16 protein-coding genes are annotated in these 20,243 nt (G+C 40.6%); 7 read left to right on the top strand and 9 right to left on the bottom strand.

What is annotated here, in order from left to right; genetic code table 11:
- The first annotated feature begins 235 nt into the window (after positions 1-235).
- The 6 genes from AB8M93_RS03195 (at position 236) to AB8M93_RS03220 (ending at position 11,544) form a co-directional block, all read left to right on the top strand.
- Positions 236-3,877: a chemotaxis protein CheB gene (locus tag AB8M93_RS03195; protein ID WP_373056185.1), complete on the top strand. Its 3,642-nt coding sequence runs from the start codon at positions 236-238 to the stop codon at positions 3,875-3,877.
- Position 3,878: 1 nt separating this feature from the next.
- Entirely contained in the window at positions 3,879-6,104 is a 2,226-nt protein-coding gene (locus AB8M93_RS03200; RefSeq protein WP_373056186.1) for an ATP-binding protein, read from the top strand.
- 31 nt (positions 6,105-6,135) lie between these two features.
- Positions 6,136-6,693: a response regulator transcription factor gene (locus AB8M93_RS03205; protein ID WP_373056187.1), complete on the top strand. Its 558-nt coding sequence runs from the start codon at positions 6,136-6,138 to the stop codon at positions 6,691-6,693.
- Entirely contained in the window at positions 6,683-7,237 is a 555-nt protein-coding gene (locus AB8M93_RS03210; protein WP_373056188.1) for a biliverdin-producing heme oxygenase, read from the top strand. Before AB8M93_RS03205 ends, AB8M93_RS03210 begins: the two co-directional genes overlap by 11 nt.
- A gap of 220 nt (positions 7,238-7,457) precedes the next feature.
- Positions 7,458-9,023 carry a hypothetical protein gene (locus tag AB8M93_RS03215; RefSeq protein ID WP_373056189.1) on the top strand — a complete coding sequence of 522 codons (1,566 nt, stop codon included), beginning with the start codon at positions 7,458-7,460 and terminating at the stop codon, positions 9,021-9,023.
- 586 nt (positions 9,024-9,609) lie between these two features.
- Positions 9,610-11,544 carry a YfaP family protein gene (locus tag AB8M93_RS03220; RefSeq protein WP_373056190.1) on the top strand — a complete coding sequence of 645 codons (1,935 nt, stop codon included), beginning with the start codon at positions 9,610-9,612 and terminating at the stop codon, positions 11,542-11,544.
- Positions 11,545-11,798: 254 nt separating this feature from the next.
- Here the strand turns inward: AB8M93_RS03220 and AB8M93_RS03225 are convergent, their stop codons facing one another.
- The 7 genes from AB8M93_RS03225 to AB8M93_RS03255 form a co-directional block, all read right to left on the bottom strand.
- Positions 11,799-12,377, bottom strand: coding sequence for a pseudouridine synthase (locus tag AB8M93_RS03225; RefSeq protein WP_373056191.1), 579 nt, complete (start codon positions 12,375-12,377; stop codon positions 11,799-11,801).
- 26 nt (positions 12,378-12,403) lie between these two features.
- On the bottom strand, positions 12,404-12,787 hold the full coding sequence (locus AB8M93_RS03230; protein ID WP_373056192.1) for a DUF3037 domain-containing protein: 384 nt from the start codon (positions 12,785-12,787) through the stop codon (positions 12,404-12,406).
- Positions 12,765-13,556, bottom strand: coding sequence for a HipA family kinase (locus AB8M93_RS03235; RefSeq protein WP_373056193.1), 792 nt, complete (start codon positions 13,554-13,556; stop codon positions 12,765-12,767). The genes AB8M93_RS03230 and AB8M93_RS03235 overlap by 23 nt, the downstream gene beginning before the upstream one ends.
- Positions 13,557-13,571: 15 nt before the next feature.
- The gene (locus tag AB8M93_RS03240) at positions 13,572-15,716 is read right to left on the bottom strand and encodes a M3 family metallopeptidase (protein WP_373056194.1); all 2,145 of its coding nucleotides are present in this window, start codon (positions 15,714-15,716) and stop codon (positions 13,572-13,574) included.
- A 92-nt stretch (positions 15,717-15,808) separates the two neighbouring features.
- Entirely contained in the window at positions 15,809-16,423 is a 615-nt protein-coding gene (locus tag AB8M93_RS03245; RefSeq protein WP_373056195.1) for an alpha/beta hydrolase, read from the bottom strand.
- Positions 16,423-17,382, bottom strand: a complete 960-nt coding sequence (locus tag AB8M93_RS03250) for a ring-cleaving dioxygenase (RefSeq protein WP_373056196.1) — start codon at positions 17,380-17,382, stop codon at positions 16,423-16,425. The genes AB8M93_RS03245 and AB8M93_RS03250 overlap by 1 nt, the downstream gene beginning before the upstream one ends.
- Before the next feature lie 134 nt (positions 17,383-17,516).
- A complete protein-coding gene (locus AB8M93_RS03255; protein ID WP_373056197.1) occupies positions 17,517-17,870 on the bottom strand; it encodes a SpoIIAA family protein in 354 nt (117 codons plus the stop codon).
- A gap of 299 nt (positions 17,871-18,169) precedes the next feature.
- Between AB8M93_RS03255 and AB8M93_RS03260 the strand changes: the two genes are divergently transcribed.
- The gene (locus AB8M93_RS03260; protein WP_373056198.1) at positions 18,170-19,255 is read left to right on the top strand and encodes an acyl-CoA dehydrogenase family protein; all 1,086 of its coding nucleotides are present in this window, start codon (positions 18,170-18,172) and stop codon (positions 19,253-19,255) included.
- Here AB8M93_RS03260 and AB8M93_RS03265 read toward each other — a convergent pair.
- Positions 19,252-19,656, bottom strand: coding sequence for a hypothetical protein (locus AB8M93_RS03265; RefSeq protein ID WP_373056199.1), 405 nt, complete (start codon positions 19,654-19,656; stop codon positions 19,252-19,254). The two genes, AB8M93_RS03260 and AB8M93_RS03265, sit on opposite strands and share 4 nt — an antisense overlap.
- Positions 19,657-19,667: 11 nt before the next feature.
- Positions 19,668-20,225 (bottom strand): hypothetical protein, encoded by a 558-nt coding sequence (locus tag AB8M93_RS03270; protein WP_373056200.1) that lies wholly within the window; start codon positions 20,223-20,225, stop codon positions 19,668-19,670.
- Positions 20,226-20,243 lie beyond the last annotated feature (18 nt).

Below are 20,243 nucleotides of genomic sequence, written 5' to 3' on the forward strand. Positions count from 1 at the left end.
ATTTTTCATCTCCTCACCTGTTTTAACTAAATTTAATAGAATTTACCGTTTTGTTAAGATATTTTAAGAAAGCAAGGTGGTAAATTCCATTCTTCGCTGGGAAAAGGCGCAAAATTTGTTTGAAATAGAATCATAATAGTTTGCAAGCTGTTTTAAACACTTGGGTTTAACTATTAATTTTGATTTTTAATATTTATTTTATTCTCCTCCAAAAGGAGAATTATCCGCATGACACATGACCAAAAATGATAATATTCTTTCACAGGTTTCAAATTCAGAAAATGCTGTAGGTGACTTTAGGGTAATTGCAGTTGGAGCAAGTGCCGGAGGGCTGGAGGCTTTAAAGGCTTTTTTCAGCAATATTTCTGAGGAAGACACCAATTCTTATGTGGTGATACAACATCTTTCTCCTGATTATAAAAGTATGATGGGGGAAATTTTGTCAAAATCAGCAAAATTGCCAATTGAACAAATTGAGGATGGAAAAGAGATGGAACCGGGAAAGATTTATTTGATCCCACCTGTTAATAATTTGGTTCTGGAAGAGAGTAAATTCCGCCTGCTTAACAAGCCCAAGGATCAAAAATTAAATCTACCCATAGATATATTTCTGGAATCTCTTGCTCATTTTAAAGCAGAAAAAGCTATTGCCATTATTCTTAGCGGAACCGGTAGTGACGGGACCAGAGGCATACGCGCCATAAAGGAAAAAGACGGGATGGTGATGGTGCAGGATCCCGAGGAATCTAAATTTGACGGCATGCCCAAAAGTGCGATCAGCACGGGGCTTGTAGATTATGTGTTGCCTATAGAAGAAATGGGACAGGAGCTGCAGAATTTTATCAACGCGCCTTCTGTGGTAAAATATACTGAAGAGAATATTGAATATGATGAGCATTCCCTTAGTAAAATCCTGCACCTTATAGACCAGGAAACCCAGCTTGATTTTAGCGAGTATAAATACTCCACGCTTGCCAGGCGCGTGGCACGGAGGGTAAATGTATGCAAATGTAGTTCTCTGGATGAATACTACTACCTCTTAAAATCTGATCCTGAAGAAATTGATTGCCTTTACAGGGAATTTCTTATTGGAGTTACCAAATTTTTCAGGGATGCCCGGGTATGGGAAATAATGGAAGACGATGTTATTCCGGAGCTTATAAGTAGAAAAAAGGATGGTGATATTCTTAAAATATGGGATGTGGCCTGTAGCACCGGGGAAGAAGCATATTCCCTGGGGATGCTTATAAATGAAGAACTGGAGCGCCAGGAGAAAAATGTTGAAGTTAAAATTTTTGCTACAGACATTGCAGAAAAGCATCTTGAAATTGGAAGCAAGGGAATTTATCCTGAAAGTATTATTGCCGATATAGCGCCTAATCTTGCTGAAAAATATCTGGTGAATCGCATAGATGGCTACCAGGTGGTTGAAAAAATACGGCGGATGGTGATTTTCTCCAGGCATAATGTGATTAAGAATCCTCCGTTTAGCCGTATGGATCTTGTTTTATGCAGGAACTTACTTATTTACTTCCAGCCTTCAATACAGAAAAAAGCACTTAATGTACTGCATTACGGGCTAAAGGAGGACGGTTTCCTGGTTTTAGGAACCAGTGAAAGCGTACATACCCACCGGGAATTCTTTGATGATGTAAGCAGGAAATGGAAAATTTACCGCAACGTTTTTCCGCGAAAGCGATTGCAAAGCGAAACTTTACGCTCTTCATCTTCCAGGGTATCCCCTCAAAGGCCCGAAAAGAAAAAGACACAGAACACCTCAGGAGTGGAAGTAAATAGTAAATCAAAATTTATTAATGAATTAAGTGAAGCCATCCTGGATCAATTTGGTGGTGCAAGCGTTTATGTAGATTCAGATTATAATATTTTGCATGCCATTGGAGCATTCCGGAAATATGCGAACCTGCCGGTAAACGGTTTTTCTGTAAACCTCATAGATATGATGGGGGCAGAGGTAAAACATATTGTTTTAAGCACCATTAAACAAGCTAGAAAAGAAAACTCCAAAGCTATTTACAGGGACGCTGTGTACGGGCATCAGGGAGAAACTAAAAGCATGGATGTTATAGTTAAGCCTTTTATTCAGAAACATCTTGATGACGAGCTGAATTTTGTAGTGACCTTTGTTGAAAAAGAAGTGGATATTTCTGAAGTTAAGGAAGTAGAAAAATCTACCCCCGATAGCCGCACTGAAACCCATATTGCCGAGCTGGAAGATGAATTAAAGAAAACCAAAGAAGATTTACAGCAATCTCTGGAAGAAATTGAAAGCAGCAATGAAGAGTTGCAGGCAGCTAATGAAGAACTTCTTGCTTCTAATGAAGAACTGCAAAGCACCAATGAAGAACTACAGAGTGTAAATGAGGAGATTAATACGGTAAATGCAGAGAATATCCAAAAAATGGATGATCTGGCAGCATTGAATGCTGATATGAACAACCTGCTGGAAAGCACCCAGATAGGAACCATTTTCCTGGACAGGAATTTGAGGATAAGAAAGTTCACGCCCTCTATAAAAGAACATTTCAGCTTTATAAATTCAGATGAAGGACGGCCTATAGAGCATTTTACAGACAATATTGGAAAACGCAATTTGGTTGCCCGTTGTAAAATGGTCCTTAAAAATGGCAAAACTCTTGAGAAACAAATCACCTCTAAAGAGGGAAGAAATTTTCTCAGGAGAATCTCCCCATATAAAGATTCTTCTGGTAAAATAAGCGGGGTGGTGGTGACATTCATTGATATTGAAAACCTTGAAAAATCCCGTAAGAGATTGCTGGCCAGTGAGAAAAGGTTCAAATCTTTTTATGAAGAGGACCCTGTAATGCATTTTAGCATAGATCCATCTACTTCACTGGTAGTACAGTGCAACCAGGAGGCCGTGGAGAAACTCGGGTATGAAGATAAAGAAGAAATAGTGGGCAAGCCCTTTTTTGATCTGTATGAAGCCGAATCCCAGATAGAGGCCTTAAAGCTTAATGAGATCTTTAGAAAAAAAGGAGAACTTAAAAATATAGAGCAGGAGATGCTCACCAAATCCGGGGAAGTTATTCCGGTAATAATGAATTCAACCATTGAAGTAGATAGTGATGGTAATGGCGTAACCCACAGGTTTACCTGTGTGGATATTTCAGCACTTAAAAAGGCGCAGGAAGAATTAAAAGAGCAAAAAGCAGATTTGGAACGCGCCAATAATGATTTGGAGCAATTTGTTTCTATATGTTCTCATGATCTTCAGGAGCCTCTGAGTACCATTAAGTTTGGAAGCGACATCCTAGGGAAAATATATGCTGAAAAACTTGATGCCAAAGGGAAAGAATATATTTCTTACATAGATGAGGCTTCTAACCGGCTGGCAGATCAAATAAAAGCATTGCTGGAACATTCCAGGATTGGGCGCAATACCAAAAAGACGCTGGTGAATACCAAGGAGCTTGTAGAAGTGGTGAAATATGACCTTGGTAAAAGGATAAGGGACACCAGGGCAAGAGTTCATGTAGGCTCATTGCCTAAGGTAAAGGCTTATGAGGTGGAACTGCGGCTTCTTTTCCAGAACCTGCTTAGTAACGCCCTGAAATACAAAGCTAAAGACAGAGATCCCGAGATCAGGATTTCTGCCTATCAGGAGGGAAACTACTGGGTGTTCTCTGTTATGGATAACGGAATAGGAATTTCTGAAGAAGACCAGAAGGAAATATTTACCATATTTAATCGCGTTCCAACCGAGGAAAAATATGAAGGTACGGGAGTAGGACTTGCGCATGTTGAAAAAATCGTGCATCTGCATGAGGGGAGCCTTTGGGTGGACTCTCAGCCCGGAGTAGGAAGCACCTTCTACTTCAAGATTAAACGAAAATAACATGGCCGCAAATACGCTCTCTTATTCTGAAAAGGTTAATGTTACAAACTGCGACCGGGAACCTATCCATATTATCGCACGGGCCCAGGCTCATGGGGTAATTCTGGTATGCCATCCGGATTCTATGGAAATCACCCAATGCAGTGATAATGTTGGGAAAATCCTGGGCATCAGTTTAGATGAAGTCTTGTCTAAAAATCTGTCGGATATTTTACCTTCAGATCTTACGAAAAACCTTCAGAAAAAACTCAATTCCGGGGAAACCCTGCTTCCAGAAGAAGTTAAGTTCAGAAATAAGAATTTCTTTTTAATCCCGCATCTTTCAGGAGAAAACCTGGTAATAGATATAGAGCCTTTTGGAGAATCTATAGATCCTGTACTTTTTCAGGAACAGCTTACCAAGATCCTTAATGAGCTTGGGAATACCGGATCTGTAAAAGAAATGTGCCAGCAGGCAGTTTCCCTGGTAAAATACCTTTTTAACTACAACCGAGTAATGATGTACCGGTTTGATGAAGAATGGAATGGGGAAGTGGTGGCCGAAGTTAAGGAAGATGGAATGGAGAGCTGGCTGGGTTTACATTATCCCGCTACAGATATTCCCAAACCGGCACGGGAAATTTTTATGAAACAGGGGGTCCGCATTATCAGCGATGTTCAATATAAACCTTCCCCAATCCAGCCGGAACTTAGCCCCATTAACAATAAACCTTTAGATATTTCGGGTTCAGAATTAAGGGGAGTTTCTCCAATTCATATTGAATATTTGCAGAATATGAAGGTGGGAGCTTCCCTTACGGCAGCAATTATCCTGAATGGAAAACTCTGGGGGTTACTGGCCTGCCATCATAACAGCCCTAAATTTATAAATTATCATCAGCGCCAGTCCTGTAGATTTTTAACGCAGGTATTTTCCAATAAGCTGGCCCTTAAAACCACAAAAACTTTCCTGGAAAAATTACAGCAGTCTGAAAAAATTAGGAAAGAGCTCGTCATGCAAATGAATTCCATGGCAGATCTTTCTGCAGCTTTGGTGAAGTTTAAGCCAAAGTTTACAGACCTGGTGGCATGTAGCGGCGGGGCCATATATTACCAGGGTAAATTATGCCTTTCCGGCAGTACTCCTTCAGAAGAAGAGGTTATGAGCCTGCTGCACAATTTTCTTGCAGAAAGGAAAGAAAAAGTTTTTCAGACAAAAAGCCTTAAGAAATTCTATTCCCCGGCAGAGAATTTTAAAGATAAAGCTTCAGGAATTTTATGTATAGAAATAGGGGAAGAAAAGCAGGATTATTTAATATGGTTTAGAGCAGAGGCTACAAAGTCGGTAAGCTGGGGTGGAAATCCTGAAAAAAACGGATATGTAAAGGACGGGGTGGAATACCTGAGCCCGCGAAAATCTTTTGAAAGATGGACAGAAAAAGTTTCCGGTGCCGCCAAAGCCTGGGAAGCTTATGATTTTGAAGCTGCTCAGAACCTGCGGGAAAGTATTAGCCACGTTGTAGTAAAAAAACAGAAAGACGAAATTAATGAACTAAATAAAAACCTTTCTGAGGCCAATGCTGAACTGGAGACCTTTAGTTACAGCGTATCCCATGACTTAAGGGCACCGCTGCGGGGCATAGATGGCTATGCCCGTATATTACAGGAAAATTATAAGGAAAAACTGGACGAATATGGCCAAAATGCGCTGAACACCATTTTAGGATCAGCAGAAAAAATGGAAGAACTTATTGAGGATATTCTTTCTTATTCCAAAGTGGGGCAAACCAAATGCGTGCAACAGCTATTTTCCCTGCAAAATCTTGTAGAAGAAATTATAGCTTCCCAAAGCTTGAAGTCCCAGTTTCCAAATACAAAATTAAGCATAGGAAATCTGCCAAAGATAAATGGGGATCGCAGGATGATTAAGCAATTAATGGCGAACTTGCTGGAAAACGCTTTTAAATATTCTTCAGGGAAGCAACATCCAGAAGTAGTTATAGGTTGTAAATATGAAGATGAAAAGAACATCTACTTTGTAAAAGATAATGGCATAGGTTTTAATCCGGAACACCAGGATAAAATTTTTGACGTATTTTCGCGCCTGGCCGGGGAAGAATATTCCGGTACCGGAGTAGGATTGGCTATTGCAAAAAGAGTAGTAGAGAAACATAATGGCAGCATTTGGGTTGAAACTGCCCCCGGCAAAGGATCTTCTTTTTACTTCACGCTTAAAGAAGAAGAATAATTAGAGGCCGGGATTTAAACTAAAAGGAAGAATGATAAAAACAGCTTTACGCATATTACTGGTAGAAGATGTAAAAACAGATGCTGAACTTCTGGAGCATCATATTAAAAAAATTGTTGATACCCCTGAAATTAAGGTAGCCGATAATTTGGATGATATTGCAGCCCTATTGCATAGCTTTGCCCCAGATGTAGTTATTTCAGATTATAATCTTCCTACATGTAACGGCTTAGACGTTCTAAAATTGACTAAAGATTATGACCATGCTTTGCCGTTTATATTCGTCACCGGGACTATAGATGATGATGAACTGGCTGCCAATACCATATTATCTGGAGCTACCGGTTTTGTGCTTAAAAAGCACATGAAAAATATGGCAGAGAAATTAAAGCCTTTGCTTAAACAAGTTGTTTTTAACATGATCGAAAAAGAGGAGCTTCGTGAAAAAATCAGGAAAAACAGGATCAGTATCAATCAGATTTATAAATATCTTGATGAGATTAATGTAGATAATGAGGAGCAGCGCCAAAATGTGGTAAAAATCAAACAAAATATAGACAAAATAAGTAACCGGGAAGATGCTGAATGAATTAAGAATGGCTACGGCGGCGTTACATGAGCAACTGGAAAAGGAAAATTCTGCAAACCGTATCCTGGATCACAGTATTTCCCTGGAGCAGTATAAGGAGTTGCTTTATCAAAATTATGTTGCTTATTATATTACTGAAAAAGAAATTGCCGGTCAGCTACATGATTATCAGGATTTTAAATACAAAAGCCTTGAGAAGGATTTAACGGCACTTGATATTCCACTTGTTGTGCCAGATGCTGTTGCCGGTAATTTTATCTGTAATTCAAAAATTGAAGCTTTAGGAGCTGCCTATGTGGTAGAAGGTTCAGCAATGGGTGGAAGGTTAATTGCTAAAAATATTCCGGAATGCCCGCAGCTGCATCATATTAAGAATCATCATTTTTTTAGCGGGAAAAGGGATTCTGTTAAATCCTGGCGTTCCTTCACAAAAAAAATCCAGAAAAAGGCCTTTTCAGAAGGCGAAATACAAATAGCTCAAAAAAAAGCGCAGGAAACCTTTCTGGCTTTCTCTGCGGCCTTCAGCCAGCGCGTTCCCGTTTAATCATTTTTTTCTTGCAAAAATAGGGGTTAACCCCCATTCACTTTTCTTTAAGATATCTTTAGCTTAGTTCCATGAAACTAAGAGATCTTCCCTACCTGGATCTTTAGCTCATTTTCCTAATATGCCTCAAAAGTTTAAGTGTTCTAATCTCCTAAAGGAGTCATCCTGCTTTGTTTCAAATTCGAAAATTAATTTTTTTACTAACCAAATATTTTGAATTATGAAAAACTTTAGATTTTTTCTAATGAGTCTGTTAGCTTCAGGAATGCTTTTAACTTCCTGCAGTAAGGACGAACCCGGGATTAAAGAGGGGGTAGAACAACAGGATACGGCAACACTTACCTTTGGGGCTACCTTAAACAACCTTCTAAACCATCGTGCCATTACAAAACAACATTTTTCTGATGTTCCGGAATGTTCCGATGCTGCTCCAGCCACGGTGATGGTAGTCTTATCTGAAGGAGGAATTGAAATGGACCCAATTAACATTGATGTACTTTCCGATGACCTGGATAATGATGGTGACATGGAATATTATACCGATTATTCAGAAGATCTGGAATTGTTGCCAGGCACCTATGAGCTTGAGCAATTTATAGTTTACGATGCTTCTTCCAATCCTATTTGGATAGCACCTATAGATGCCGATAATAGCGGCGATTATGATGGCTACGTAATGGATGCACTGCCTATTACCATAAATCTTGGTGCCGGTGTAAAAAAATATGTAGATGTAGAAGTCCTGTGCTATGATGAAAGACAGGTTAATGAGTATGGTTACTTATTCTTTGATATTGTTCCAAACAGGGCAATTGAATTTTGCGTTTTTGGAAATTACTGTACCGATAACGGCAGACATTACCCTGCAGAATATTCTGTTAATCTTTGGTTAGGAACCGATGATACGGGAACAGTCCTTTATTCTGATGTGGCAAATACTGTAGAAATGGATAATAATGGGGATTACGCAGGTACTCCTTTATGCTTCGCCTTACCAGATACAGAAGGAGAAGACCAGTACTACATGGAAATTACCCTTTTAAATTCTGATGCGTATCCGGATGTAACTGAAGAAGTAGTACATTCTGTTGTACTAACAGACGAACAGGTTAGAGAAATGTTTGACGGGGAAGATGCTGTGGATTATTATCATTTTGGAATTAACTGTGGTGGAGAAACTCCTGTAATTAATCAAGACACTCAAATCTATATTTATTTTGATTCCTCCGGATCTATGAATAGTACCTTAAGCCCGCTACAGGAAATGAGGTCAACGCTACTAAAACAAACCTTGTTGCCGTTATACGGAAATGATGAAGATCTTTATGAAAGCCAGGTTAGAGTTATTTCAAACCCACTGGAAAGAACCCTTTATTTCCTAAATATAGAAGGGAATACTCCTGATGGAAACGTGATCGTGCTAGCTTTCCAGGACGAGGCCGAATTCATTTATCATGATGGAAGTCCTGCATGGAATTCTTCAACAACCCGAACCTCAACTTATGAGTCTGACATTGCCATTTTAAGAAGCAGATTAAGTTCATTCCCTGCCAATTATTATCACGGGGTGGTCTTCCAGGTAGAAACTTCAACAAGCGGAGCATATGCTAATTTTAGAAAATTAATGGAGTATATAGATACCGGCTCGGGCAATTATAGCGGCCAGTATGGCCTTTCAGACAGGCCCGAGGTAGCTTATAAATATGGAGTTTCTCCGGGTGCTTCTGCACAATATTACGCAGATCTAATTGTAGAAGCTTTAACAGGATTAGGATATACTTTATAGATGAAGTATTTCTAATTTGTTTCGAAGAGGAGGTGGCTAATTTCAGTCACCTCTTTTTTTAGCTATATCCCGAAGGTTTGCCGTGAAATTTCCCTTGAAAAAGCTCTTAAGCTCCATTTTAGTTAGATTGCTTACCATATCTGTTGGTAATTTTATAAGGTAATACTTTTCAACTCTTTACAGATTTTCTACAGCTTCTTCCAAAATTTTTCTCAATCCATCTGCATGTAATACTCCTATCTATTTCACCGCCGGTGGTGGAGGATTTCTTTACCGCCTGTAGGGAATAACAATAGGAGGAGATAATCCTTAAAGTTATAAATTCTTATGGCTCTATTCAGGGAGCGGCCTTATTGAGATGTACTCATAATAATTTGGATTTCAATAATTAAGGGATTTTCCCTATTCATAATTCTTAAAGAATTTGCGAGCTTAGATCACAATTAAACAAGATCTCTCCCTTCACAAGATCTTCAGATTTTCTCTTTCTATCCCCCAGAGATCAAAACCTTTCTTCCAAGAGGAAGCAGGACGAATTTGATCAATTTTTAGAAGTGAATTTTTTACTAACCAAATATTATTTATTATGAAAAATTTTAGATTTTTTCTTTGGGGTTTAATGGCTACGGGAGTGCTGTTCGTATCTTGTAGTACAGAAGAGCGTGCGGGTAGTGCTGAAGAGCAAGAAATGGCAACATTGTCCTTTGGAGCCAGCCTTAACGATCTTATAAACCGACAGTTGAACACTAAACAGGCCGCCAACTTACCGGAATGTTCAGATGCTGCTCCGGCCACTGTTGTAGTAGTTTTATCAGAGGGCGGAGAAGATATGGACCCTGTTACGCTTAACATTCTGTCTGATGATCTGGATGGAGATGGTAATGAAGACTACTACACAGATTATTCCGATGATCTGGAACTCCTGCCGGGTACCTATCAACTGGAAGAATTTATTGTTTACGATGCCGGGGGCAACATAATTTGGCTGGCACCTATAGATGATGATGACAGCGGGGAATATGACGGCTATGTTGGGAATCCCTTACCAATAAGTATTAATCTGGGACCAGGTGTTAAAAAATATGTAGATGTGGAAGTACTGTGTTATGATCACCGCGAGGTGAACCAGTATGGTTATGTGTTCTTCGATATCATTACAGGTAGAGCCATAGACTTTTGCATTTTTGGAAATTATTGTACCGAAAACGGCAGGCATTATGTCGCTGAATATGAAGTTGACGTATGGTATGGAACAGATAATACAGGTACAGTGTTATACACAGGTATAGGAAATACTCTAGAGATTAATGAAGATGGCGACGAGTATTCTGATCCTGTCTGTTTAACACTACCCGATACCAATGGAGCGGATAGTTATTATTTTGAAATTTCTATGGACGGAGAAGTTATCCGTAGTGGAACAATTACAGATGAAGAGGTAAGGACATTATTTGACGGTGATAATAACGTAGATTATTACCACTTCCAGGAAGGTGGATGCACAGGAGGGGATAGCCCTAACTTATTTGATGAAGGAGGTAACGGCGGTGAACCGGGAGAATGTAATCCTGAAGATCCAAATACAGTTTGTGAAGTTCAGAGAAATTTTGAACAAAATTACTTTTCCATTCAAAGTGGCGCTTTTCACGCAGAGAATCTTCCTGAACCAGATTCAGAGTCGCTTGAAATACTGCAAATAAGTGGTAATTCTAATGTGCTGGCAGGTGGTAGTAATCTAATTGAAGTGCGGGCAACTGGTAACACCACAGAAGTAATTGTTGGAGTGCAGGGTGCTGAAGGGTTTTTTACTGTACCAGTAGTTCTTTCTGCCCGAAACAGGCAGGCAGCAGAGGTGACCTTAGATCTAAGTTTATTAATAAGCCAACAGGCCATGGATCATTTCACTATTATTTTTGCTCCAGGAGATGGCCAGGGTAATTACGGGCAATATCAAACCTTGCAGGTCACAAGGCAGGAAGCAGGTACAGGTTTATTGCAAATTAGCCTTTCCTGGGATCAACTTAACGATGTTGATCTCTATTTAATTCAACCTGATGGCCAGCAAATTTTTTACGGCAATCGTAATTCTACAAATGGAGGAGAGCTGGATGTAGATAGCAACCCGGGCTGTAGTATTGATGGAATTAACAATGAAAATATTTTTTATGAAGACGATCCGGGCGTGAGCATCCAAAACGGGCAGTATGAAGTTATGGTAGATTTATGGTCTAATTGTAATATCCCTGGCAATACTAATTTTACTGTAGTGGCTTATTATGATGGGCAATTGATTGTTCCTGCCACAGGAGCCAACCCTTTCCAAGGACAACTGACTCCTGCCGATGACAACGGCATAACAACTCCTGTAATGACCTTTAATATTCCAAATTCTGCGTTAAACAGGTCTGGGGAAAAAGCCAGGAAGAGCTACAAAACAGCTTCGGGTTCCGAAAAAATTTACAAATTTGAATATGACAGGAACAATAAAGTTTTTGAAAATTTTAATCCAAAAGTAAATTAATACCGCAGCCGTAAGTTGTAGCAGGAATAGATAAAATAGAGCAAGTTCTTTATTGGTGTGACTTATCTTATAATTTATTGCTGTAAAACATCTTTTAAAATTACTTACTGTTTAACAGAGTTAGTTAAAAAAGGGAGAAGCCGTCTCATTAAAATAATGAGGCGGTTTATCTTTTACCGGCTTTCCGGAGGAAGGGGATCATTCTAAGAAGAAGCATTTTTAGCACCTGTTATATTTAGTGTTTCTTTTGTTCTTCATAGCTTAAACTTATCTAAAACGCTCACCGCTCCCGGTTGCAGATCTCCAAGAATTTCTTTGCCTATCCTAACCCGCACCAGGCGTAAGGTAGGAAAACCTAAAACAGCCGTCATTTTCTTTACCTGGCGGAATTTCCCTTCATTAAGAATAACGGAGATCCAGCTGGTAGGGCCATGTCTCTCATCTCTTATTTTTTTGCCTCTTTCGGGAAAATTGGGATTTTGGGTCAGCTTTTTTGCTTTACAGGGAAGGGTTTGAACTGTTTTTCCATTAATGCTGATTTCCAGTCCCTCCCGGAGCTTTTCCAAAGCTTCTTCTGTAATTATTCCATCCACCTGTACATAATATTCCTTTTCCGTTTTTCTTCCGGTTACGGCAGCACTGGCTTTTCCATTGGTGGTAAGCAGCAGCAAACCTTCAGAGTCCTGGTCTAACCTGCCAATAGCCATGGTGCCTTCAGGGAAATTATATAATTCTCCTAATAATTTCTTTTTTTTTCTTGGCTTTTCATTGGTGATAAACTGGCTAAGGTATCCGTAAGGTTTATACAGTTTGAAGTATTTTTCAGAAGACATTGGAGTTATCTTTTTTTATCTGATTTTTATAAAACCAATTCTGAGTATAATCGTTCCAGGGTTTTATCCAGATCTTCGCTTAACCCGGCATGCGGGCTCGAAGTCTGGATAGAGGCACTACGGGTGGCTGTAAGCCATCTAAAACGCGACGCGAGATCCATTTTTGCGATGGGGCCGGCGTCTTCCATACCTTTACAAATTTTCTCGAACGAGCAAAGATTCGCCTTTAGCTGTTCCACATCGCTTTCTGCGGCAAATAATTTCAGTTTAACTTCGTTTGGCTTACAGGCGATTTTAAGGTACTTGTTCCCTTTGCTAAAGAGGATAATCCCCACATTTATAAACTCTTCCCGCGCGACATTGGGGACCAGCCTTACCACAGCATATTCATATAATATCTTCCCGGGCATGTTGCGCTTCTTTTATAAAAATTTCTGAATTTTCTAATCTTTTCAGTAAAAACTGAATATATGCTTCCTTGATTTCTGCCGCAGGTTCCAATGTTTCTCTCCATTGCAGCCATTCATCAGGAATAAGATTAATAATTTCCTGAATTTTATCTGTCGTGAGGATCTTTTTGTATTCCTTATCCACTTCTTCCAGCAGGGAAGCCTGCGGAAGTAAAACATGATCTTTTATAAGTGAAAATGGGCTAACCGCATGCTTTTCTTTATTCTCCCAGGAATGATGAAAATAAAAGGAAGCACCATGGTCAATAAGCCAAAGCTCCTTATGCCAGAGGAGCATATTTGTATTTCTAAAAGTACGATCTACATTAGTGATCAATGCATCCAGCCAAACAATCTGGGAGGCCAGTTTTGCATCTACCTGGTTCACCGCGGGATCAAAAGTAAGAGCGCCGGAGAGAAAATGCAGGGCCAGGTTTAGCCCGCGGCTTGCCTTTAGTAAATCCTGAATTTCCTCGTCTGCTTCGGTTCTTCCAAAAGCCTCATCTAAATGGGCAAATACCAGTTCCGGCACTTTTAAGCCAAGGCTGCGGGCTATTTCACTTCCAACTAATTCTGCAATAAGGGCTTTGGTTCCATGCCCGGCTCCTTTAAATTTCAAGACATATTTAAAATCATCGTCTGCTTCAACAAGCGCAGGCAAAGAACCTCCTTCTCTTAAAGGCGCAATATACCTGGTGACCATTACATTTCTAAGTTCGGGGTGCGTCATTCTTCAGCAATAGAGTTACTGTTTTTGAGGAACAGGGAATCCACGGTCCCGCATTAAAGCGTCTATGCTGGCATCCCTTCCGCGAAATTTCCTGTAAGCTTCCGCAGGATCCATGGCGTTTCTTGGAGCAAAAAGAAATCTTACCAGCTTATGTGCCACTTCTTTATCATAAAAACCTCCGGGAGCTTCGGCAAAAGCTTCCGCAGCATCAGAAGTTAATACATCTGCCCACAAGTAGCCATAATATCCCGCGGCGTATCCCTCCCCGGAAAATACATGCCCAAAATGCGGGGAACGGTGCCGCATGACAATTTCTTCGGGCATTCCCAACTGTTCAAGCTGTTCTTTTTCAAATTCCCTCGGATCAATATTTTCGGGATCTGTAGTGTGATATTTCATGTCCATCAATGCAGAGGCTAAAAACTCGGTAGTGGCAAAACCCTGATTAAAAGTGGAAGCTTTTTTAATTTTCTCAACCAGTTCCTGCGGGATTACCTCGCCCGTTTCGTGGTGCTTTAAAAATTGATTGATCACTTTATCTGTAGACAGCCAGCGTTCCAGTAACTGCGATTGAAATTCAGTATAATCCCTCACGCCGCCTTGCAAAGTGGGATACTTAACATCGGCAGAAAGGAAATGCAGGGCATGCCCAAACTCGTGAAAAAAGGTTTCGGCATCGTCCCATGAAACCAGTACCGGCTCTCCAGGAGCAGGTTTTATAAAATTGGAATTGTTGGAAGCCAGCACAGGTTTATCGCCCATAAGTTCTGTAGAACTACGGTAGGTAGTAGCCCAGGCGCCAGATCTCTTCCCCGCACGTGCGTAAGGATCCAGGTACCATAAGCCAACAATTTCCCCGGAATCTTTATCGCTCACCTGCCAGACTTTCACATCTGGATGAAAAACAGGAACACTTCCTTCTTCCACCGGTGTAAACTCAAAATTGAACAATTCCCCGGCCGTAAAGAAAAGGGCCTGTGTTAAATTGCCAAGTTCGAGGTATTGCTTTACTTCCTCGCTGTCCAAATCATATTTTTGTTTTCTTACCTTTTCGGCATAATAGCGGTAGTCCCAGGGTTTAATGGTTATTCCCTTACTTTCCTCATCTGCGATCTCCTGCATATCGGCCACTTCTTCTTCCACTCTTGCCAAAGCCGCAGGCCAAACTGCCATCATTAGATCCATAGCTTTTTCGGGAGTTTTGGCCATCCTGTCCTGCAACCTCCATTCAGCATAATTGTCATAGCCCATTAATTCTACTCTCTCGTCACGCAGTTTCAGGATCCTGGAAATAACTTCGTTATTATCATACTCATCTTCATTGTCACCGCGGGAATAGTAATTTCTCCAGACCTTCTCCCTTAGTTCCCTTTCATTAGAATAAGTGAGAAAAGGATCCATGGAAGAGCGGGTGTTTGTTACCGCATACTCGCCCTGGTGCCCTTTTTCTTCGGCTGCTGTCGCGGCAGATTTAATATAGGATTCCGGCAGGCCGCCAAGCTGATCTTTATTAAGGTACACTACATAATTTTCCTCTTCGGCTAACACATTATTAGAAAATTGGGTGTAGAGCTTAGAAAGCTCTTTATTAATTTCGGCATAGCGCGCTTTAGCCTCTTTATCCAGGTTGGCGCCGTTCATTTCAAAATCCTTATAAATTAATTCTATCGTGCGCTGTTGCTGCGGGGGAAGGGAATCTTCCTGTGCTTTTTCATACACCGTTTTTATACGCTTAAATAATTTCTCATTCTGTGAAATTTTGGAGCGGTATTCCGATATTTCAGGAGACAATGCTTTTTGCACTTCCCTGAATTCCGGGCTGGAAAGATTGCTGCTATAGATCCCGTAGTAGGTAAAGGCCCTGTCCAGTGGTTCGCCGGCTTTTTCCATTGGGATAATGGTATTCTCAAACGTGGCAGGTTCAGGGTTATTGGCAATATTATCGATTTCTGCCAGATGCATGGCCATTCCCTTTTCTATGGCAGGTTTTATTAAATCTACCTGCATTTGTTGAAAAGCAGGTACGCCCTGGTAAGGCCCCTGCCATTGGGCAAGAAGTATATTATCCATTTCTTTACTGATAGTTTCCTGGGCCTGCAGTCCTGCTGTAAAAGAGGCAAATGCAAACAGGCAGGTTAGTGGGATTTTTTTTATCTTCATTTTTTGTGCGGAATTTAAAGGCGGGAAGATACAAACTATACTTCATTTATCCAGTATCTGCCGCTTTGAAGATCGCTTTAGCTGAAAAAGATTTAGCTGAACAAAAGATTGTTAACTTTTTTAATTTCATCTGTAGTAATGGTATGTGGCCTGTTTTGATAAACTTCCAGGTGTACTGAAGCTCCCAGTTTTTGAAGGATTTTTACCGAATCCTGAACCCTTAAAAGTGGAACATGCATATCTTTATCCCCTGTGCCAATAAAAATATTTGTTCCTTCAAAATTGCCATTATACCGCTCCGGTTTTAGATGTTTTCCAATAAGGCCACCGGTAAAAGCAGCTACTCCACCATATTCCTTTGCATTCCTGGCTGCAACTTCCAAGCTAAGGCAGGCACCCTGTGAAAATCCCATCAGGTAAATTTTGTTTGCCGGAACTTGCCGTGAAACTTCTTCAATCAGCCTTTCTACTACTTGTATGGCTGAAGACAACCATGGTTCGTTGTTTTCTTCCGGGGCAATAAAGCTTTGCGGATACCAGGTATTATGAGTAGCCTGTGGTGCGGCGAGATAGGTGTTCTCAACTGGGAAATAATTTGCCAGTTGCAAAATGTCTTCCGCCGTGGCGCCCCTGCCATGCAAAAGAATAAGTGCTTTTTCAGCTTTATTAAGGGCGCTTCCTTTTTCAACAATAATGTAACTATGCATTAATCTCTGAACTTTTCTATGTTAACTTCAACAGGTACAAGGCCTTCTTCAATTCTTTTACGATTGGGTTCTTCCCATTCCGGCAGCTTTAGCTCCTGCCCAAGCTGCTCTTTTTCTTCATCTATGGTAAAACCTATATCGTTAGTGGCAACCTCAAATAAAACTCCTCCCGGTTCCCTAAAATAGATGGAATGAAAATACTGCCGGTCCAGCACCGGGGTAGGTTGTAAATAGCCTTTTTTAAGAAGCCTTTCCCTAAATTCCAGTTGGGTGCCATCATTTGGAGTGGCAAAAGCCACATGGTGTACGATGCCTCCGCCGCCCAGCCCTCGTGGTGTTTTGGGATCACTTATAATATCTACATAACCACCGGGCTGGTCCAGGCTGGCTAAACGGGAACGGTTTCCTTCTTCGACAATAACTTTATGTTCCATTTCTTCCGTAAGGATCGCTGTGGTAGCCTGGGCATTGCTTTGGGCTATGGTAATGCCATAAAAGCCTTTAACGGCATATTCCTGCGGAATCTGGCCATAAGAAAAGCCGGGCCGCTTATCTTTATTATTTGCCACCAGTTCTATCCCCATACTATCGTAATCTTCAAAATAAACCGAAGATTCCTGGTTGAAATGCTGCACCGGCTTATGATAGTTAATATTGAACTTATCCAGCCGGCGCATCCAGTATTCCAGGGAATTTTCCGGAATAGAGAAGGAGGTAACGGTCACCTGGCCGTTTCCCTTGCGCCCTTTCGCAATACCATCATAAGGAAAAAAGGTAAGAATAGTCCCTGGTGCTCCCATTTCATTACCGTAGTAAAGGTGATAAATATCCGGGGCGTCAAAATTGACTGTTTTCTTTACCAGCCTGAGGCCTAAAATACCTGCATAAAAATCTACATTCTTTTGCGGACTGGAAGCAAAAGAGGTTATATGATGCAGCCCGTTAATTAATTTGTCCATATCTCCAGTTTTATATTATTATCAAAGCAATAGATAAAACAAATATAATAAACGTTTCAACAACAATTGTACATACAATAGTTAAGAAATTAAAAAATCCTGCCTTCGTTTTAAATATGAAGACAGGAAATATTTTAAGCTGAAGCTATCCATTTTTTGGCTGCTTCGGTTTCGCTGAGCTTAAAGAATTTTACTTCGGCTTCCGCAAAGGGTTTCATTAGCTGGGTAAGGCCTTTTTGCCATTTATCGGCCCCAACCATGGCTATTTTCTTCATATTTTCATTCTTTTCAAAATCAAATTTCGCATCTTTCCACATGGCGCTTAACGTCCAACCTTCAAAATCCCTCATTTCAAAATACCAGCGGATTTCCCCAAATTTCCTGATCTTTTCCTCCAGGTAAGGAATAATTTTTTCATAATCCTCATCGGTAAGTTTTTCTTCTGCGGTGCTGTAAATTATATTTTCTTCTGATTTCAATTGAATCATGGTCTCAGATTTTTTGTTGAATATTCAGTTCAACTTAAATTTCCGAAGAATCTCTGCGGCAGCCAAAACATAAATATGAAGCTTTTTTTAAATAGCTGTTAATGTTTCGCAGGAAAATTAACTTTTCTCTTTCCGCAGTTAGCCGAAGCTTTTAATACAGACCAGGATGATTCTCCTGAAAGATTTGAATAAGAAGAATTTGCCAAAGCCTGAATGATAAATATTTTCAACTTTAGCGGATAGAAGCAAAAATTTTAATAGAATTTTGCTTCATTAGCATAAAATTTAAATCAGCAGAGATGTGGGACCAAGCGATAAATGCCGTAAAGAATAATGAGGTAACATGGATCAAAACAAACAGCAAACGTTTCAGCAAATTTTTTAGAAGCGAGAACCTTCTGGACCGGGGAAAGTTGAGTGAAGGAGCTATGGAGGCTCACTACCGCCATAAGCTTTTTAAAATGTTCTTAGGCAAAAACTATAATGGGTTGGAACTGCCTCTGCATACCGGCAGTAAATGGATTGAAAATGCGGCGTACCTGAATGCTAACTGGGGATGGTTGCTGGCTATTGGAGTAGGAGGTGCTTATTTTGCCGATTATTTGCCGCAGGAAACAGCTCATAAATATTTTGACAGGCCGGATGCACTGGTAGCCGGTAGCGGGAAACCCAGTGGCAAAGCAGAGAAAAAATCCCAGCATAACCTGGAGGTAAACGGGGCATGGCAATACTGCAGTGGCAGTGAACAGGCTTCTATGTTTACTGCGGTTAGTTTTACAGAAGAAAAACAGCTCGCTTTTGTACTGCCAAAGGAACAGGCAAAAATAAGGCGTGACTGGAATAAAATAGGGATGCAGCTCACGTGCAGCCATAGTATTGTTGCCGAAGATGCCCAGGTGCCTGCAGAAAATTTCTTTGATCTTGCAGCACCACCAAGGGAATCTTCTTATGCCTTATCCAGTTATCCGTTTATGCTTTTTGCCCGCGCCTGTTTTGTTCCGGTTGTGACGGGTATTTGTGAATCTTTGTGGGATAATATTGGAGAATTAATCGAGCAAAGAAAGGAAGACTGGCAGAAGTTCCAGCCCGGCCGTTATGAATTTATCCTGCAGAAAAAGAAAAAATTCGTACACCGCAACCGGCATTTAACCAGCCATTTTTACAAAATCCTGAAGAAGAGCTGGAAAAACCATTTAGAGGGGAAACCCTGCCTGGAAACGCAGGTAAGCAGCCTGGGCCTGGACCTGGCGGAACATCATTATTCTTTTTGCGCGGCTATTCTTCCTAAACTGGGGATGCAGGTACTGGAAAAAGATCATCCCATTCAGCAAAAATGGCAAAACCTGCAAACTGCTTACCAGCATATGTCTTTTCACGAATATTAGTCACCGCATTTTCTGGATTTTTTCTCTTTTCTTTTTTCCTGAAGAAAAGCCAGGCTTACCGATACAAGCACAGAAATACAGGCGGCTGTTCCAAGCGCGCCTCCAAAACCCGCAAAGAACCGGCTGGAATTAAGATAAATAACAGAAAAAACGATTCCTGAAAAACCAACCAGCAAATTGCTGTCAATAACCTTTTTGGAAACCATGCCTATAAAACCTGCGCCCATAAAAACCAGCGGAATGTGTTTGGAGAGATAACTTCCAAAAAGATCCGGAAAAATATAAAAGAACAAGCCAGTTAAAAGGGATAACAAAGCCGATGCCCTTACCGCCCCTAAATTTAGGGCGTGATTAGCCATATAAGTTACCATTGCAGCGCCTGCTCCTGTTGCTATAATCATCGCGTTTTCCATTAGGCAAATAAGAATAAGAAAATGGAAGTAATGGCCACTCCGCCAAAAGCAACAGATCCCAGTTTGCCCCCGTACCCCCTAAAGATATTTTTAGAAGCAATATAAAGTACCCCGGTAATAAATCCTGCCAAAAGTATAAAGTTCCAATCGGTGGTTACCTGTGGCCCCGTCATGCCAATAAAAGCTCCGCAATAAACCGCGGCGGGAATTTCAAGTATAAAATTGTTCTTAGCCCTAAAGCCATTTGGAATAAAAGAAGCTATACTTCCGGTGAGCCCGGCAGCGATCACCGGCCCCAGTTCCAGTTTTCGGTTTAAATAAAAGGTAGCTGCACATCCTGCGGTGACAAAGATGATGTGGTACAAATCTTCAAAAAAATGCGCTTCTTCTTCACGCGGCGCCTTAAAATAAGCGATGCTTACCAAACCAGCGATGAGTACAAGAATACCAATAAGGAGCAGGGTGTCCATCCTCTCGTAAAAAATAGCACCTAAAAAAGAAAGGTGGAGCAGTATAAACAGGAAAAAAGCTGCCCTTCTGGCAATTTTTATGATCAAAATTAAAGTTTTTGCAAA

It is taken from the genome of Autumnicola aciditolerans (assembly GCF_041679265.1).
In the GTDB taxonomy this organism is placed as follows: Bacteria; Bacteroidota; Bacteroidia; order Flavobacteriales; family Flavobacteriaceae; genus Autumnicola.

Bases quoted from the DNA above. Each gene is read 5' to 3' on its own strand.
- AB8M93_RS03265 (WP_373056199.1), bottom strand. From the start codon at position 19,656: ATGATTATAGCAACAGGAGCAGGCGCTGCAATGGTAACTTATATGGCT.
- AB8M93_RS03220 (WP_373056190.1), top strand. From the start codon at position 9,610: ATGAAAAATTTTAGATTTTTTCTTTGGGGTTTAATGGCTACGGGAGTG.
- AB8M93_RS03215 (WP_373056189.1), top strand. From the start codon at position 7,458: ATGAAAAACTTTAGATTTTTTCTAATGAGTCTGTTAGCTTCAGGAATG.
- AB8M93_RS03230 (WP_373056192.1), bottom strand. From the start codon at position 12,787: ATGCCCGGGAAGATATTATATGAATATGCTGTGGTAAGGCTGGTCCCC.
- AB8M93_RS03250 (WP_373056196.1), bottom strand. From the start codon at position 17,382: ATGGACAAATTAATTAACGGGCTGCATCATATAACCTCTTTTGCTTCC.
- AB8M93_RS03245 (WP_373056195.1), bottom strand. From the start codon at position 16,423: ATGCATAGTTACATTATTGTTGAAAAAGGAAGCGCCCTTAATAAAGCT.
- AB8M93_RS03240 (WP_373056194.1), bottom strand. From the start codon at position 15,716: ATGAAGATAAAAAAAATCCCACTAACCTGCCTGTTTGCATTTGCCTCT.
- AB8M93_RS03235 (WP_373056193.1), bottom strand. From the start codon at position 13,556: ATGACGCACCCCGAACTTAGAAATGTAATGGTCACCAGGTATATTGCG.
- AB8M93_RS03225 (WP_373056191.1), bottom strand. From the start codon at position 12,377: ATGTCTTCTGAAAAATACTTCAAACTGTATAAACCTTACGGATACCTT.
- AB8M93_RS03200 (WP_373056186.1), top strand. From the start codon at position 3,879: ATGGCCGCAAATACGCTCTCTTATTCTGAAAAGGTTAATGTTACAAAC.
- AB8M93_RS03195 (WP_373056185.1), top strand. From the start codon at position 236: ATGACCAAAAATGATAATATTCTTTCACAGGTTTCAAATTCAGAAAAT.
- AB8M93_RS03255 (WP_373056197.1), bottom strand. From the start codon at position 17,870: ATGATTCAATTGAAATCAGAAGAAAATATAATTTACAGCACCGCAGAA.
- AB8M93_RS03260 (WP_373056198.1), top strand. From the start codon at position 18,170: ATGTGGGACCAAGCGATAAATGCCGTAAAGAATAATGAGGTAACATGG.
- AB8M93_RS03210 (WP_373056188.1), top strand. From the start codon at position 6,683: ATGCTGAATGAATTAAGAATGGCTACGGCGGCGTTACATGAGCAACTG.
- AB8M93_RS03205 (WP_373056187.1), top strand. From the start codon at position 6,136: ATGATAAAAACAGCTTTACGCATATTACTGGTAGAAGATGTAAAAACA.